Origin of the sequence: Kitasatospora sp. GP82 (assembly GCF_029892105.1) — a bacterium.
In the GTDB taxonomy this organism is placed as follows: Bacteria; Actinomycetota; Actinomycetes; order Streptomycetales; family Streptomycetaceae; genus Kitasatospora.
Genome location: NZ_JARZAJ010000079.1, coordinates 1 through 12976 on the forward strand (window position 1 = coordinate 1; position 12976 = coordinate 12976).

Genomic DNA, 12976 nt, shown 5'->3' on the forward strand with positions numbered 1-12976 from the left:
CCTGAAGGCAGGGATTACACTCCGCTACCGGGTGGCAGCAGGTTGTACTCACCGAGTTTGGCGCGACTTGCAGGCAACATGCAAGCCAAACTGAAAAGCAAGATGAAAAAACTTTGACGGATCACACTTGAGCGCAACCCCCAACGCAGGTGACACTTACGAGCAGTCAAGTCACCACAAGAAGGGGCCACATGGCGATCAAGGACGCGCTGCCGCCCCACAAGGCGCAGCGGATCGGGGCCGAGCTTCGCGCTATCCGCGAGGAGTCCGGCAAGTCCCTGGAGGAAGTCGCCAAGTCGGTAGGAAGGACCGGCCCATGGCTGAGCAAGGTCGAGCGGGCCAGGATTCCCGTCAGCCAGGAAGACGTGCTCAGGATGTTCGATTACCTGGAAGTCAAGGGCCGCACGCGCGACAGCCTGGAGTCCCTGACCACCGGAGAGCCCATCAAGCAGTGGTGGCGAGCCTACGACGACGTCCTGGTGCCGGGCTTCGCCCGCTACCTGCCCCTGGAAGCTGCGGCTTCAGGCGTGCGAGAGCTCTCCTCGCTCGTCTTCTCCGGCCTCACCCAGACCGAACGCAGCGCCAACGCGGTGATCGAGAACATCTGGCAGAAGCCCGGTGCCGACGATGTCGACGCCCTGATCGAGGTCCGGATGAGGCGCCAGCGACGCCTGACTGAGGACCCGAAACTGAAGCTCCATTCGGTCTTCGGTGAGGCTGCGCTCCACATCGACATCGGCGGAACCGAGGCGATGCGGGAGCAGATCGAGTACCTGCTGCAGCTCAGCGAGCTGGACAACGTCACGATCCAGGTCGTCCCGTTCAAGGCAGGGCGCCGTGGCGTCATCCAGGTACCGCTGATTCTGCCGGACTTCCCTGATCCCACCGATCCCCAACTCGCCTTCGTCGAGGACATGTCTGGCCTCACACAGTGCGAGTCGGCCCACGAGGTACGCCGAGCCGTGCGTGCCTTCAACCACACCCAGCAGGCCGCCCTGTCTCACGATGAGACAGTGGCGTTCCTCCAGAAATTCATGAAAGAGCACCTATGAGCAGCGACATCAGCAAGGAAGAGCTGTACGCCATCGACCTCACCGGCGTGGAGGGGGCGATCTCGGAGCTGTCGGGTAACGGCAGCACCTGCGTGATGATCACACCTATCGTAGTTAATGGCGCCCTGGTCGGCGTCCAGGTCCGCGACTCCAAGCTGGCCGACAGCGACCCGCGCGAAGTCCGCTTCAACATGGCTGAGTGGGACGCCTTCGGCGGAGGAATGAACGCACGGCAGGCCAACCTCTTCCCTCCGGCCCTCTGACGGGGCCTGCGGGTTTCTGAACCCACAGCAGCACAAAGACGGTCCGACGCACCCATAGAGCGCCGGACCGTCCTGCTGTTCTACCCCATCACTCTGACAGTCGGACAGGCTCCGATCAACACGGCTGACGGCCGGACACGTCCTAGACGGGCTGGACACGCCTGAGGGATGGCACCGAAGGCACCGGCGGGGCGCAGCCTTTGATGTCCCGCTATGGCAGCATCCGTGCCTGGGAGCCTCTGATCATCCCCTGGCTCTTCCAGACCGAGGACTACGCCGCGGCAGTGCTGGAGCGCAGCAAGTTCCTCTGGAAGGAGGACAACCCGCTGTCACTGGACGAAGCAGTTGAAAGTCGGGAGAGGCGCAAGCCGACAGTCGGTAGCCTTGAAACCGCCGAGTGACAGGTACAGCCAACACCCGCGCCCGCGCCGAGCAACAGGCCGCCGGCTGACGACCACACCGGGCCCTTCCTCCACAGGTGCCGAAACAGCCGACCGCAGGAGCGGGCCAAGGTGGAGCGCCCGCTGGCGACGCCGGTGGCCGAACGACCTTGACCAGCGACGAAGGACGGCCACGATCACGGCACCGAGGAAGGGGCCCCGCCACGGTCCCGCGTGGCAGTCACAGCTCCAGGAGTCGCTGACGCCACCAGATGCCGGCACCCCACGGACTGGGCAGCCAGGACGCCGGCCGGGGCACCGTCCGGCACTCGAAGTCGTCGTCGAGCCGGGACACGAGCCGTTCCAGATCGGTTCTCGCGCCGCGCGGAAGCCACCTCAGCACGTCTTCGAGAAGTTCACGTGCCACCAGCGGATCACAGCACGAACAGGCCGTATCCGGCACAGGCACATAGCGCCCCGGCTGTCCGAGATACCAGCGGCACTCGGCCAGCGCCGCCGCAACGGCACCAGCCCACAGCCGGTCCTCCTCCACCTTCCGCACAGCCACGCGCGTCAGCGCAGAGACACCGTCGATGCGACGGACCGGACCACTTCTTCTGGGCCGCCACCGCTCAGCGCGGAGCCCCTTGGGCCGCCTACGCGGCATTGCCCTTTCGGATCAACATGCCGCCATCCTGCCACGATTCAGAGCCAAGGTGGAGGCAGTTCTCACCGTCAGAACCTGGCCCCGGAACGGCCAGGTGGAGTCGGAACAGACCGACAGATTGAGTCAGCCGTCACCGACGAAGCCACTGAGTCGCCCGCGGCTTCGTCGCCCTCGTCGTCCAGGTCGACGGTGCTGAAGTCGATGCCCTCCGGCGGCTCGGGCGTCGAGTGTCTCCAGCAGGTCGGCGCGTGGTCACTGCTGACCGTCCTGTGGTTCTGGGTTCTCACAAGTGCGGGCGGCGCTCGACGAAACCGACGAGCAGCCCTGCCCGGTGTGTGACGGCAGCGGGGGCGACCACCAGATGGCTGCGAGCCGCCCACCGCGATGACCTGAGCACGAGATGGCAAGCGTCATGACCTGACGCCTGCGATCTGCCCGCTCGTTCCCGTCAGACCGCGCCCGTTCCTGCGGTGGATGGGGAGCAGCTCTGTACCGTGCAGAGGGACGGGTAGACCTGCTTGGCGATGGCGGTGGCGCCGTCCCGGTCGGGGGTGGCGGGGGATGCCTCGAAGATGATGATGACGGTGTCGCCGGCCAGGATCTGGACCATGACGTTGGCGTTGCCAGCCTTGTCGAGGGTGGGGTTGGCCAGGCCGCCGCTGTCGGCGATGCCGGGGATGGTGAAGGCGTTGGCGGCGTTGGTGGCTCGTTGGATGGTGCGTTCGGCGAGGAAGTAGCTTTGGGCGCCGACGGGTGTGGCGTATCTGACGAGCCGGACGTCGACGAGGGCGCCGTCGGGCTGTGCCCAGTTGCGGCGCGCGACGAACTGCAGGCCCCGGCGGGTCTCCTTGGGCCGGGCGACCTGCTGGGTGGCAGCGGGCATCATGCCGAGGTACTGGTCGGGTGTCAGGAGGCCGACTGGGCCTGTTGATCCGGCCCAGGGTCTGCTGTCGGGCGGGGCGGTGGGCAGTGCGGCGGTCAGCTCGTCCTGGGTCGGGTGCGGGGACTGCGCGGGCGGCTGGAGGGGGTTGGCGGATGCCGTCGCGGAGACGGAGGCCGTCGGGGAGGATGCCGAGGGGGCTGGGCGCGCCTGGATCCGTGTGCTTGCGTTGCTGCTGCAGCCGGTGGCGAGGAGTATGCACGCGGCGGCGGCTGCCACGGCGGGGGTGGTTCTGCCAGGCATGAGGGGGGCCTCCCGGAGGTGATCACTGTGCGGGAGAAGTGTGCCATCCGGCGGTGACGTCGCCGCTGCGCCGTCGACGGGCCGTCAGCGCCGTTTGGTGTTCTCCCGGTGGGTGCCGCGTTTGCGCAGTTGGCACTCGAACGGCCGGTAACTTCGGCGGTGTGTGATCTGGAGGCCTCGGATTGTCGGCTGCGGCCGCTATGTGTGTGCACAGAGCTGGTCCGCAACCCAGCCGGTCACCGATTCGCCTCCCACGCGGCGGGTGGTAGCGGCGAAGGTTCCCAGTGGATCCGTGAGCTGAACTTCTGTCTCCTTCCTTGGTTGCTGTGCTGCCGGCGGCTGCGCGTGGGCCCTGCCGAGAAATTGAGTGCACCGTCACGCCGACCGCAAGCAGCTCGCCCGGGATCTGGCCGCCCAGTTCGGTCTCGGCTACCACCAGGCCCTCACCGCTCTCACCGAGCACACTCCGCCCACCGGCGAGGAGATCGCCGCCGCCCAGAAGCAGACGGCCGGCTGGGACCCGCTGTTCTACTCAGCTACGACGACCAGCCTGATCCCCCCGGAGCTGGCGGACGGTGTGCTGACCAGCACCCGCCAGGGCACGTACGCCCTCGCGGTGCCTGACCCGGTGACCGCCGGTATCACACCGCTCGGCCCTGAAATGTAGAGCGTTTTGACTGCCGGCGCCCCGCGATTCTCAGGCGACTGCCAGGACCAGGCCGCTCTCGTAGTTGAGGCCGTCCTCAAGGTCTTCGTCGATGAACCGGAACCAGCTGGCGAGGACGATGACGTCCCTATCGTCGATGTTCTTCTCAGCCCACCGGGCGGCCCGGCCCAGAGCCTCAGACTCGGTGGCGCCATAGAACCGGAGAACGGGATTCATGAAGACAGCCGCCCGCTGGCCGTCTGCCAGGCTGGCCTGCTCCCGGAGGAAGTCCACAGTGGGGCTGTCGAGGGCGAGCACGCCGTCCTCATCGAAGTCGTCTGTCGTGATCGGTCGCATGCGGGTCACCGTACGGTGCAACCGAATCCGAGGAGGCCAATTGCGGTGAACCGGTGCCGAGTTGGGTCGCTGTGCGGTATCAGCGAAGGCCCTTCGGCATAGTCAGGCCCTTCGATGTCGACCCTTGAGGGGGGCGTTCACGGGCGGCGGCGTGATCAGTGCAGGCGGCACGGTATCGGGGGTGGCCAGTGCATCGAGGAACTGGCGTTCGGCCGCATAGTTGTCGGCCACTCCAACAGGGGTCCAGGCATACCGTCCCACTCGAGGAGGACCCGTGGGGCGTTCGGGTTGACGTGTGCGGCGCGCTGCGGCCCCGGGGCCAGCGGGACCGCGCGGCGTTCACCGACCGGGCGCAGGCGACGCTGACGGCGCTGCGCCCACCGGTCGAGGGGCTCATCGGTGTGGTTGTCCACGCGGCGGTCACCTCTGGGTGCGGGCGCGTGCCCGCGGGCACCACAAGGTGCGGTTGAAGGCGGCGGCCTGAGCTGTTCCGGTGGCGGGGCGCGGTCAGCTGGGGGCGTCCCGCTTCTTGTTCTTCTTGATCAGCGCCAGGAGAACGGTCGGATCCGTGGCGGTCTCGTCGCGGGTGAGGGCTGCCGCGGCGGCGGAGACCTCGTCGGCGACGACGCTGAGTTCACCGGCCTCGTCGTTCAGCAGCACCCAGTCGCCGGCATGGACTGCCTGGGTGCAGCGCTCGACGAGGTCGAGGAGCCGGGCGTAGCAGTGGGCGAGAGTTCGGGCGGCCGGGGTGAGCTGGGGTTTCTCGTCGTCCATGGGACGATCGTGCGGCGTGGTCGTGGCGGGCGCAGTCCGACCGGGGCCGGGTGGCGATCACGGCCAGGGTGGGTTCGGATGGTGGGGCCGGGGGATGCGCGGGTGGAGGTGGTGGCCGTGCCGAGCGCTATCGCCAAGAAGATGATCACGTTCAGCCTGGTGTCGATCCCGGTCAGCGTGTACGCGGCGACGTCCCAGCACCGGGTCCCGCTCCACATGGTCCATGAGGCAGATGGCGGCAGGGTTAGAAACAAACGCGTGTGCGAGCTCGACGGCCAGGAACTCAGCGAGGGCGAGATTGCCCGCGGAATCGAGCTGCCCGATGGCGGCACGCTGGTACTCACGCGGCAGGACCTGGAGCAGCTGCCAATGCCGGATACCCGCGAGATCCGAGTGCTCGGGTTCCTGGACGAGAGCCGCGTGGACCCGCTCCATTACGACAAGTCGTACTACCTGGGCGTCTCGCCAGGCGGCGAGCGGCCCTACGCACTCCTCGTGGCGGCTCTCGCCCAGTCAGGGCAGGTGGCGGTCGCTCGGACCGCGTTGAGGACGAGGGACAGCCTCGTGGTGCTTCGCGTCCGGGATGACACCATCGTCATGACGACCCTCTTGTGGCCTGATGAGGTCCGCAATACCGAGGGCATCGCACCGAAGCCGATCGAGCTGCGCCCTGAGGAGGTCGCGCTGGCCCGGCAGCTTATGGACACGATCAGCTCCGATTTCGACCCGGCGCAGGAGCAGGACGAGTACACGGTGGCGCTGAGGGAGGTCGTCGAGGCGAAGGCGGCTGGCTTGCCGGCCCCGCACGCGCCGGAGGCCCGGGTGCTGCCGCCGGTGGCTGGGGTGACGGATCTGATGGCGGTCTTGGAGGCGGCGGTCGTCAAGGCCCAGGAGGAGCATCCGAAGGCGGGGCCGGCCCGGGGCCGGAAGACGACGGCGAAGAAGGCCACGACCAGGACCCCGAAGGCCACTGGCAGCGGTGGCGGTCGCGGGCGGCGGGCGTCATGAGCGATGACGAGTGCCCGGAGGCCGCCACGATGCGGTGCACCGTCTGCCAGCACAGCTGCCCGTGGAATCCCAGTAGGGCTCGACCTTCCGCTATGCCCCTGCGTCGGCGTCCACGGCGGCGACGTAGGCGTACCCGGCCCACTCGGCAGACCGTCGCGCGCTACCTGGCGGTGGCCAGCTTGGCCGCCACCCCGCCCGAATACCTCATCCGCGCACTGTTCCACCAACGCCCCGGCTCCTGGCGCCATCTCCTGGTGAACAGCGCGGGCTACGAGCCACCTCCTCCGGGTGACGTGGCCGAGTCACTGCGCAAGGGCGCCACTGACGGGCCGGTCTGCCGGGGGGAGGCCGACACGCTCGCTGCGGCCGCCTCCCTGGTGAACACCTACGCCGGGACGTCGCACACCGCCACCGACCTGTTGAACCTGCACGCCGAGGCGTCGGCGACCTTCGCCGCGCGCTGGGGATACCAACCGTGGTGCTGTGCACCTGACCGCGAACCGGTCGAAGACGAAATCGGTGACATCAGAGCGCAGTGGGCCGCACTCGGCGGGTAAGTGTTGCGGCGTTACGGTCGAACCGCCGCAACACTTACCTATTGATCGCTTACGAGGTACCGCCCGACGACATCTCGACCGTCTCGTTTTGGCTGATCAGGGGCGTGTAGCCGGTCCCGGCGTCCGTAACATCGGCCGACACCGTGACGGCTTCGCGTACCCGCTCGGCCTTCCGAGCCCGGTAAGCGGCCTGCCTGCACGCGGAACAGCAGTACCGAGCATCCCGGCGGTGGCCGTGCTTGTGGGCGAAGCGGCGGCCGCAGGCCGGGCAGCGCACTACGTGCTCAGTCTCGATGCCCATGGTGAACCACAGGCCGATGGCGACCGCTTCGAGGTTGTGGCGCCGGCGCCGTCGTGCGGCTGCCTTGCACGCGGGTGAGCAGTACGTCGCGTCACTGCGGGCAGTCACGCGCAGCGGCCTCCAGCAGTACCCGCACCAGCGCGTTCGCCCGGCCATGCCTTCACGGTACGCCGCCCCAGGAGAGACGTGCCTTATGTCCCTGAAGCCGCTATCCGCCCTCTGGGATGCGCAGTCGGCGCCCCCACCTCAGATAACCAGAGAGCTCGCCGCAGGCGGCGTGAGACTGTTCGGCGGCGCCCGCACGTCCGGCGCTACCCCACGGGCGGCCCCAGGACTCGGGCTGCCGGCATCGCCCGCTTTGCAGGCATGGGCACCCCGCCTGAAATGGCAAGTTGCGTCCACCTGGGGGAAATTGGGCCATTCCACTTGAACTTTGATGGATGGTCCATCATAGTTAGGGTGTCGCCACCGAGGGAGGAACCTCCGATGAACACCGCCACCGCCGCAGCCCAGGCCGGAGTCACCATCGCCACCATCCGCACCTGGTGCCGCCGCGGCGTCATCACCGCCGCTAAGACCGCTGGCAAGTGGGCCATCGACGCAGCCTCCCCCGCCTACCGGATCAACCTCGGCAAGCTCCTCCGCAAGGCCCGCACCATCACCCTCACCCCGGAGCTGATCATCGCCCTCGGCGGACGCCGCTGGCAGAAGAACGGCATGGACCGCGTCTACCTCAACGACTGGGCCGCCTTCGCTGGTCTCGACGTCTCCTACTACGGCACCGGCAACGTCTCCGGCGCGACCCTCGGAGGCCGCGGGATCGCCAACGGCCGCGTTGCCAGCCTCATGGCGAAGATCGACAAGGTGTGGTTCGACGCCATCACCGGCCGCCTCTGCATCCGCCACTACGACGCCGACGTCCTTGACGTCCGCTACCTCGACGGCGAGCGCAACATCATCGACCTCCCCGCCCGCATCCGCGTCGGCATCAACGCCGCCGTCGCCGCTCTCTGACCCACCACCACACCCACCGACAGGAGCGCACCATGCCCACCATCACCGCCGCCGATCTCCGCCGCCTCCTCGACAGCGGTGCAGAGAACCCCGTCCTCTACATCGACCGTGACGTCGACGACGAGCCCGAGCTGAACGTCTGGGCCGCCGCCTACGTCGACAAGGACGACATCGTCATCACCCGCGACGCACTCATCGACTGGCTCGGCGACGACTGGACCGACAAGGAAATCGCCGAGTACCTGCCCGAGCTGCAGGACACCGTCGACGGGATCGAGCCCGAGCCGGGCCCGCACTTCACCGTCTGGCTCACCACCACCTCGGGCGAACTCGAAGGCGACGAGAGCGACGTCGCCGTCCTCGCCGACAAGGCAGACAGCTGGAAGCAGGGCAAGCCGGACTGGGCTTCGACCGGCGACCCGCTGTTCCACGCGCTCGCGGGCATCCACGCCCGCGACGGCGACGCGGAAGAGGCCCAGTCCCGCGCCGAGCAGATCCTCGCCGAGGCTGGCTGGCAGATCGCCGGCGACTGGAAGCCCGTCGACACCGGCTGCGTCGCCGTCGTGGAGCGCGTCGACGCAGCCGAGCAGTGGACCCTCGCCGAGGTCGCCGAGCGAATCCAGGCCTCCAGCACGAAGTACGCCGACGTGCTGCTTCGCCGCTGGGGTGTCAAGGCCACCGGCCGGCAGCCCGGACGTGGCGGCCAGAACCTCTACCCGGCCGTCGACGTCCTCTACGCCTACGCCACCCGCCCCGGGCAGGGCACCCGCACCGACCTCAAGGACGCCCAGTGAGGCCATCGGCCCTGCCGAAGCTCCGCGACCAGGTGCTGCGGCACCTCGACGACCCCGCCGCGCCGCTCCGGTCCCGGACCGGCGAGCACAACCAAGCAGCCCTGGACGCCGAAGCCTCCCGGCTGAGGGACGCCGATCTTTACTGGGTCGCACCCGACATGGCCGCCCTCGCCGTCTCGGCCGGAGTCCAGCTCGCCGCCGCCCGATGGGCAACCGCCGACCGGCCCACACCGTGCGGCCTGATCATGTTCGACGGCGGGATCGGCAGCGTCGACTACAACGGCGCACAGGTGCCAGTGGAGGCGATCACCTGGGGCCCGGCCGACGGCGGATGCAGCATCGGCCTGTGGCTCACCCGCGCTACGCTGGCCGACCGGATCTCCCGGTTCGCCACCCTTGTCGAGGACCAGGTGCCGCCGCTCATCCCGGTCGTCTCGCACATCCTGCCCGTCACTGTGGACCCGCTGCCGCTCGCCAGCCTTCCCGTCGACATACCGGTGCAGGTCGTGTCGGCGCTGGCTGCCGCATGGCTCCTCATGGAGCAGCCCAGCCTCGCCGAGCGGCGCCCCGAACGGCCGGACAAGGCCACCGCCCGCGCGTACGCCCGCGCCAGCAGGGCCGTTCCGGAGGTGAGCATCATCGACCTGCGCCGCGCCTACGTGCCGGACGCCCAGGAGGAGACCGGTGAGGATGCGGCGGGGCGCCGGTACCGGCACAGGTGGGTGGTCCAGGGGCATTGGCGGAACGCGTGGCGCCCCTCGGTCAAGGCGCATCGTCAGGTGTGGATTCCGGCTCACGTCAAGGGACCGTCCGGAGCCCCTTTCCTGAAAACCGAGAAAGTGAACGTGTGGAGACGTTAGGTTGGTGCATGAGCACTAGCGATGTGCGACTAGCCGAACATATCGACAACGCCCCAGATCTTGTCCAATGCCCTTGTTGCGCCGGATCTGGGATGGTCGATCTTCGGCCAATGGCGCGCCGAGCAGCAGAGCGCACCGTCGTGACCGAGACTGGGTGCTGGGAAATCAAAGGCGGCAAGGGTGCCTATCCCAAGCTAGTGGAACGCGCTCTCACCCTGGCCGTGCACCACTTGGGGTACCGACTGTGGCTTGGAATTCCTACGGCGGGGATGACTTTGCATAGCTGCGACAACGGGAGATGCTGGAACCCAGACCACCTCCGTGATGGTGACGCGCTGGAGAACAACAATGATCCCGCCAGCGCTACAGGATCTACGGTCGCGCCGGAGCGCGAAACCACTTTGCGAAGCTGACTGAAGATCAGGTCTCAGAGATACGCTCGGCACGTGAGGGTGATGTCCTGCGCGCTCGGGAAGCGAGAAGGCTTGCCGAGCGGTTCGGGGTCAGCGTTCAGACCGTCTATCGGGCAGCCCATGGGCAAACCCACCGCGAGGACACTCGCAAGAAGCCGCCAGCCCGCCTTCATTGGAGCAAGCGCGGCATTACGCCGCAGACGCCGGCGCCACAGCCCGGAACAGGATTCAAGCCCGGCGAGCGGCATGTCAACGCCAAGCTGTCGAACCAACAGGCAGCAGCCATCCGGGCCGACGCGCGATCGAGCCGCGAGATCGCAGCCGAATATGGCGTCGTCGCCAGCACCGTCAGGAAGATCAAACGAGGTGAGCGGCGACAGTGACCCCGAACGCTCCCTGCCGAAAGCAGTGGATCCCAGCCCATTTGAAGGGGCCTGATGGGGCTCCGCTACTGGCCACGGAGCGTGTCAACGTCTGGCGACGGTGAGACTGAGAGGCTGCCCGAAAGGGCGGCCTCTCACGCTTCTACGGCTGCCCTGCGGAGTGCCATGTCGGTCTGGTGGTGGCACTTCTCAGCGGCGGCCTGGGCCATCGTCGGGTGGGTGCGCACGGCCTGCGCCGCAGTCCGCTCGCCCTCGCGGAGCTCGGCGAGCCGGCCGTTCTGCTCGTCGGTCCAGGTCTGCCGTTCGATGATCTGCTCGGGGTCGGGGAACGCCGCCCGCCGCTCTGCCGTGACGGTGTCGGCGTAGGCGTACAGCTCGCCGCGGGCGCTGTCGAGGGCACGCTGCAGGTCGATGAGATCGGCGGGGATTGGGAGGGCTTCAGGCACCCGCAGAGTCTAGGGTCTCGGCGGCCTGCTCTTCGAGCACGCCCATGCCGGCGGCGATGAGCAGGGCGATCGGGGCGGCTTGTTTCGAGGCGGACGTGGCCGACGTCCTTGGTGCCGATCTGCCAGGTCACGTATGGCTCGCAGCCGGGGCGCAGCGCTTGGAGGAGCTGGGCGTCGACTGTTCCGGTGACGCCTCGGATCGTCGCGTCCGGCGTCACGACGTGGGCAGGGCTCGTTGACTCCAGCTGGGGTCACGCCGACAGCACCTGGAACCCGTACGACAGCGTCTGGGGCCTCACCCAGGCCATGTAGAGCCCCTCGGAGCAGCGCACCCGTCGACCGTCAGAGCCCGAGAATTCGACCGATCGCCACATCGTCGAGGCCGGTCAGTTTCCGTAGCCGGGACTTCGGGATCTTCTGCTTCCAGGCTTGACGGAGCAGCTCCTCCGGGGCCTGTCCAGGTATGCACGCCGCCAGTTCCTTAAGGATCCGCTGCGCTTCGGCGCGCTGGTCCGGATGCAGGCCCATCGCTCGCATCAAGGGCGCCCCCGGCGCGTGGACGGAGCGAAACCTCCGCCACGGCACAGACCAGGTGAAATCCGCCAACCGCAGATCCCTGAAAGGGATCCTTCGCACCGACGTGTCGTCGTAGCGGACCGACGCCGTCGGCTCTTCGTACTTCCCACGTAGCCGGGCCGGGCTCTGAACAGCCATACCGAGGACAGTAGTTACTGTCCGCAGCCAATGCGCATCCAATCATGGAATTGCGTATTCATTGCGCATCTCACGTACCCATTGCGCATCTACCTGTGGAACCTAGAAGTGACCCGGGCTGGGTCGGCTGCATGGATGAGCTGACGCAGGGCGCCGTAGTAGACCTCGTGGTCCACCACGATGGGCACGATTGCGGCGAGGTTGCCGGTGAGCATCGGGAACTCCTCGGGGTCGAGTGAGGCCAGTGCGGTGCGGGTGACGGCCTGCGCGGCTTTGGGGTCGCGGTGGTCCACGAAGCTCGCGCTGCCGAGGGTGAGCAGGTACATCCGCCGGTAGCAGGTGATCGCCTCCCCCGGGCTCATGCCGGCTGTGATTGAGTCGGCGAGCTGCGGTTCCACCAAGCGTTTCAGCAGCTGAGGGCCGAGCCACGGCCGGCCGCCGCGCAGGGCGACCAGGCCCGGATGGGCCGTCAGTAGCTCGTACAGCGCGGTGAAGCGGGTCTCGGTGGCCGTGGCCCAGTCGGAGCCAGGCTCGATGCCGGGCAGGCGGGCGGCGAGGTGGTCGGTCACCAGGTCGAGCAGTCCGGCCAGGTCGGTGCAGCGGCGCTGGAGCGAGGCGACGGAGATGTCCAGCGCCGCGGCCAGGGTGCGGAAGCTGAGAGTGCCGGGGCCCTGCTGATCCACGATCAACAGGGCTTGCTCCGCGATCCGTTCGGGAGTTGCGAGGTCCAGGGAAGTGGATTGCCTTGGCATGTGAGTCAGCGTACGGTACGGCGTATCGTCACGGTAGGCTCATGACTCCTTACGGAGGCGACATGCCACGCGCCACGGCGCTCGACCCGCTGTTCACCGCGGTGAACACCACGGCCTTCACCGACCGTCACCTGGCCAATCTCGCGGCCGGAACCCTCGCGGCTGTCCGCGTCCCCGACTTCCTCGACCGGCAGACCTGCCAGGCCGCGCTGGAGGCGCTGGACCGGCTGCCCACTGCCGACTACGACCCAGAGCGGGTGCCGACCCCAATCGTGCGGTTCGGCCCGGCACTCAACGACTACCGCGACCGGGACGGCGTGCTGAACGCCGGGCGGTACTGGCGCGACGCCGACTCCGCCCGCGCGGCCTGGCACCGGGCCGGGATGCGCCCAGACCCCATCGCGATCTCGCT

General features: G+C 68.0%; 18 protein-coding genes and 1 pseudogene. 11 read left to right on the plus strand and 8 right to left on the minus strand.

The genetic code is table 11. The features are described from left to right. The first annotated feature begins 191 nt into the window (after positions 1-191). From P3T39_RS36085 to P3T39_RS36095, 3 genes are all read left to right on the plus strand, one after another. Positions 192-1052: a helix-turn-helix transcriptional regulator gene (locus P3T39_RS36085; RefSeq protein WP_280703550.1), complete on the plus strand. Its 861-nt coding sequence runs from the start codon at positions 192-194 to the stop codon at positions 1050-1052. Next, complete coding sequence (locus P3T39_RS36090) at positions 1049-1315, plus strand: DUF397 domain-containing protein (protein WP_280703551.1); 267 nt, start codon at positions 1049-1051, stop codon at positions 1313-1315. Before P3T39_RS36085 ends, P3T39_RS36090 begins: the two co-directional genes overlap by 4 nt. A gap of 203 nt (positions 1316-1518) precedes the next feature. Beyond that, positions 1519-1716, plus strand: a complete 198-nt coding sequence (locus P3T39_RS36095) for a Scr1 family TA system antitoxin-like transcriptional regulator (protein ID WP_280703552.1) — start codon at positions 1519-1521, stop codon at positions 1714-1716. A 220-nt stretch (positions 1717-1936) separates the two neighbouring features. Here the strand turns inward: P3T39_RS36095 and P3T39_RS36100 are convergent, their stop codons facing one another. Together P3T39_RS36100 and P3T39_RS36105 are read right to left on the minus strand one after the other, a co-directional pair. Continuing rightward, on the minus strand, positions 1937-2263 hold the full coding sequence (locus P3T39_RS36100; protein WP_280703553.1) for a hypothetical protein: 327 nt from the start codon (positions 2261-2263) through the stop codon (positions 1937-1939). A 547-nt stretch (positions 2264-2810) separates the two neighbouring features. Then, the gene (locus P3T39_RS36105; protein WP_280703554.1) at positions 2811-3545 is read right to left on the minus strand and encodes a hypothetical protein; all 735 of its coding nucleotides are present in this window, start codon (positions 3543-3545) and stop codon (positions 2811-2813) included. Between the two features lie 367 nt (positions 3546-3912). Here P3T39_RS36105 and P3T39_RS36110 point away from each other — a divergent pair, with 367 nt between their 5' ends. After that, a complete protein-coding gene (locus P3T39_RS36110; RefSeq protein ID WP_280703555.1) occupies positions 3913-4212 on the plus strand; it encodes a hypothetical protein in 300 nt (99 codons plus the stop codon). A 30-nt stretch (positions 4213-4242) separates the two neighbouring features. Here P3T39_RS36110 and P3T39_RS36115 read toward each other — a convergent pair whose 3' ends face one another. Both P3T39_RS36115 and P3T39_RS36120 read right to left on the minus strand, forming a co-directional pair. Continuing rightward, positions 4243-4548, minus strand: a complete 306-nt coding sequence (locus P3T39_RS36115) for a hypothetical protein (RefSeq protein WP_280703556.1) — start codon at positions 4546-4548, stop codon at positions 4243-4245. A 507-nt stretch (positions 4549-5055) separates the two neighbouring features. After that, positions 5056-5322: a hypothetical protein gene (locus P3T39_RS36120; protein ID WP_280703558.1), complete on the minus strand. Its 267-nt coding sequence runs from the start codon at positions 5320-5322 to the stop codon at positions 5056-5058. Positions 5323-5424: 102 nt separating this feature from the next. On the opposite strand from P3T39_RS36120, the gene P3T39_RS36125 reads away from it, so the two are divergent. Both P3T39_RS36125 and P3T39_RS36130 read left to right on the plus strand, forming a co-directional pair. Then, positions 5425-6330 (plus strand): Ku protein, encoded by a 906-nt coding sequence (locus tag P3T39_RS36125; protein ID WP_280703560.1) that lies wholly within the window; start codon positions 5425-5427, stop codon positions 6328-6330. 179 nt (positions 6331-6509) lie between these two features. Continuing rightward, positions 6510-6887, plus strand: a complete 378-nt coding sequence (locus P3T39_RS36130; protein WP_280703561.1) for a hypothetical protein — start codon at positions 6510-6512, stop codon at positions 6885-6887. A 49-nt stretch (positions 6888-6936) separates the two neighbouring features. Here P3T39_RS36130 and P3T39_RS36135 read toward each other — a convergent pair whose 3' ends face one another. Then, on the minus strand, positions 6937-7296 hold the full coding sequence (locus P3T39_RS36135; protein ID WP_280703562.1) for a hypothetical protein: 360 nt from the start codon (positions 7294-7296) through the stop codon (positions 6937-6939). Between the two features lie 378 nt (positions 7297-7674). On the opposite strand from P3T39_RS36135, the gene P3T39_RS36140 reads away from it, so the two are divergent. The 3 genes from P3T39_RS36140 to P3T39_RS36150 are packed head-to-tail and all read left to right on the plus strand — an operon-like array spanning position 7675 to position 9856. After that, the gene (locus tag P3T39_RS36140) at positions 7675-8202 is read left to right on the plus strand and encodes a hypothetical protein (RefSeq protein WP_280703563.1); all 528 of its coding nucleotides are present in this window, start codon (positions 7675-7677) and stop codon (positions 8200-8202) included. Between the two features lie 32 nt (positions 8203-8234). Further along, positions 8235-8996, plus strand: a complete 762-nt coding sequence (locus P3T39_RS36145; RefSeq protein ID WP_280703564.1) for a hypothetical protein — start codon at positions 8235-8237, stop codon at positions 8994-8996. After that, the gene (locus P3T39_RS36150; protein WP_280703565.1) at positions 8993-9856 is read left to right on the plus strand and encodes a hypothetical protein; all 864 of its coding nucleotides are present in this window, start codon (positions 8993-8995) and stop codon (positions 9854-9856) included. Before P3T39_RS36145 ends, P3T39_RS36150 begins: the two co-directional genes overlap by 4 nt. A 930-nt stretch (positions 9857-10786) precedes the next feature. On the opposite strand, the gene P3T39_RS36155 is transcribed toward P3T39_RS36150, so the two are convergent. Then, on the minus strand, positions 10787-11098 hold the full coding sequence (locus tag P3T39_RS36155; RefSeq protein WP_280703566.1) for a hypothetical protein: 312 nt from the start codon (positions 11096-11098) through the stop codon (positions 10787-10789). A gap of 186 nt (positions 11099-11284) precedes the next feature. On the opposite strand from P3T39_RS36155, the gene P3T39_RS36160 reads away from it, so the two are divergent. Next, positions 11285-11410, plus strand: a complete 126-nt coding sequence (locus tag P3T39_RS36160) for a hypothetical protein (RefSeq protein ID WP_280703567.1) — start codon at positions 11285-11287, stop codon at positions 11408-11410. A gap of 30 nt (positions 11411-11440) precedes the next feature. Here P3T39_RS36160 and P3T39_RS36165 read toward each other — a convergent pair whose 3' ends face one another. After that, the gene (locus tag P3T39_RS36165; protein ID WP_280703568.1) at positions 11441-11812 is read right to left on the minus strand and encodes a hypothetical protein; all 372 of its coding nucleotides are present in this window, start codon (positions 11810-11812) and stop codon (positions 11441-11443) included. An 89-nt stretch (positions 11813-11901) separates the two neighbouring features. Beyond that, on the minus strand, positions 11902-12564 hold the full coding sequence (locus tag P3T39_RS36170) for a TetR/AcrR family transcriptional regulator C-terminal domain-containing protein (RefSeq protein ID WP_280703569.1): 663 nt from the start codon (positions 12562-12564) through the stop codon (positions 11902-11904). A gap of 62 nt (positions 12565-12626) precedes the next feature. On the opposite strand from P3T39_RS36170, the pseudogene P3T39_RS36175 reads away from it, so the two are divergent. Then, a pseudogene (locus P3T39_RS36175) lies at positions 12627-12976 on the plus strand (proline hydroxylase); the annotation flags it as partial.

Coding starts and splice junctions, on each gene's coding strand:
- P3T39_RS36145 (WP_280703564.1), top strand. CDS start 8,235: ATGCCCACCATCACCGCCGCCGATCTCCGCCGCCTCCTCGACAGCGGT.
- P3T39_RS36085 (WP_280703550.1), top strand. CDS start 192: ATGGCGATCAAGGACGCGCTGCCGCCCCACAAGGCGCAGCGGATCGGG.
- P3T39_RS36165 (WP_280703568.1), bottom strand. CDS start 11,812: ATGGCTGTTCAGAGCCCGGCCCGGCTACGTGGGAAGTACGAAGAGCCG.
- P3T39_RS36115 (WP_280703556.1), bottom strand. CDS start 4,548: ATGCGACCGATCACGACAGACGACTTCGATGAGGACGGCGTGCTCGCC.
- P3T39_RS36120 (WP_280703558.1), bottom strand. CDS start 5,322: ATGGACGACGAGAAACCCCAGCTCACCCCGGCCGCCCGAACTCTCGCC.
- P3T39_RS36105 (WP_280703554.1), bottom strand. CDS start 3,545: ATGCCTGGCAGAACCACCCCCGCCGTGGCAGCCGCCGCCGCGTGCATA.
- P3T39_RS36090 (WP_280703551.1), top strand. CDS start 1,049: ATGAGCAGCGACATCAGCAAGGAAGAGCTGTACGCCATCGACCTCACC.
- P3T39_RS36170 (WP_280703569.1), bottom strand. CDS start 12,564: ATGCCAAGGCAATCCACTTCCCTGGACCTCGCAACTCCCGAACGGATC.
- P3T39_RS36095 (WP_280703552.1), top strand. CDS start 1,519: ATGTCCCGCTATGGCAGCATCCGTGCCTGGGAGCCTCTGATCATCCCC.
- P3T39_RS36140 (WP_280703563.1), top strand. CDS start 7,675: ATGAACACCGCCACCGCCGCAGCCCAGGCCGGAGTCACCATCGCCACC.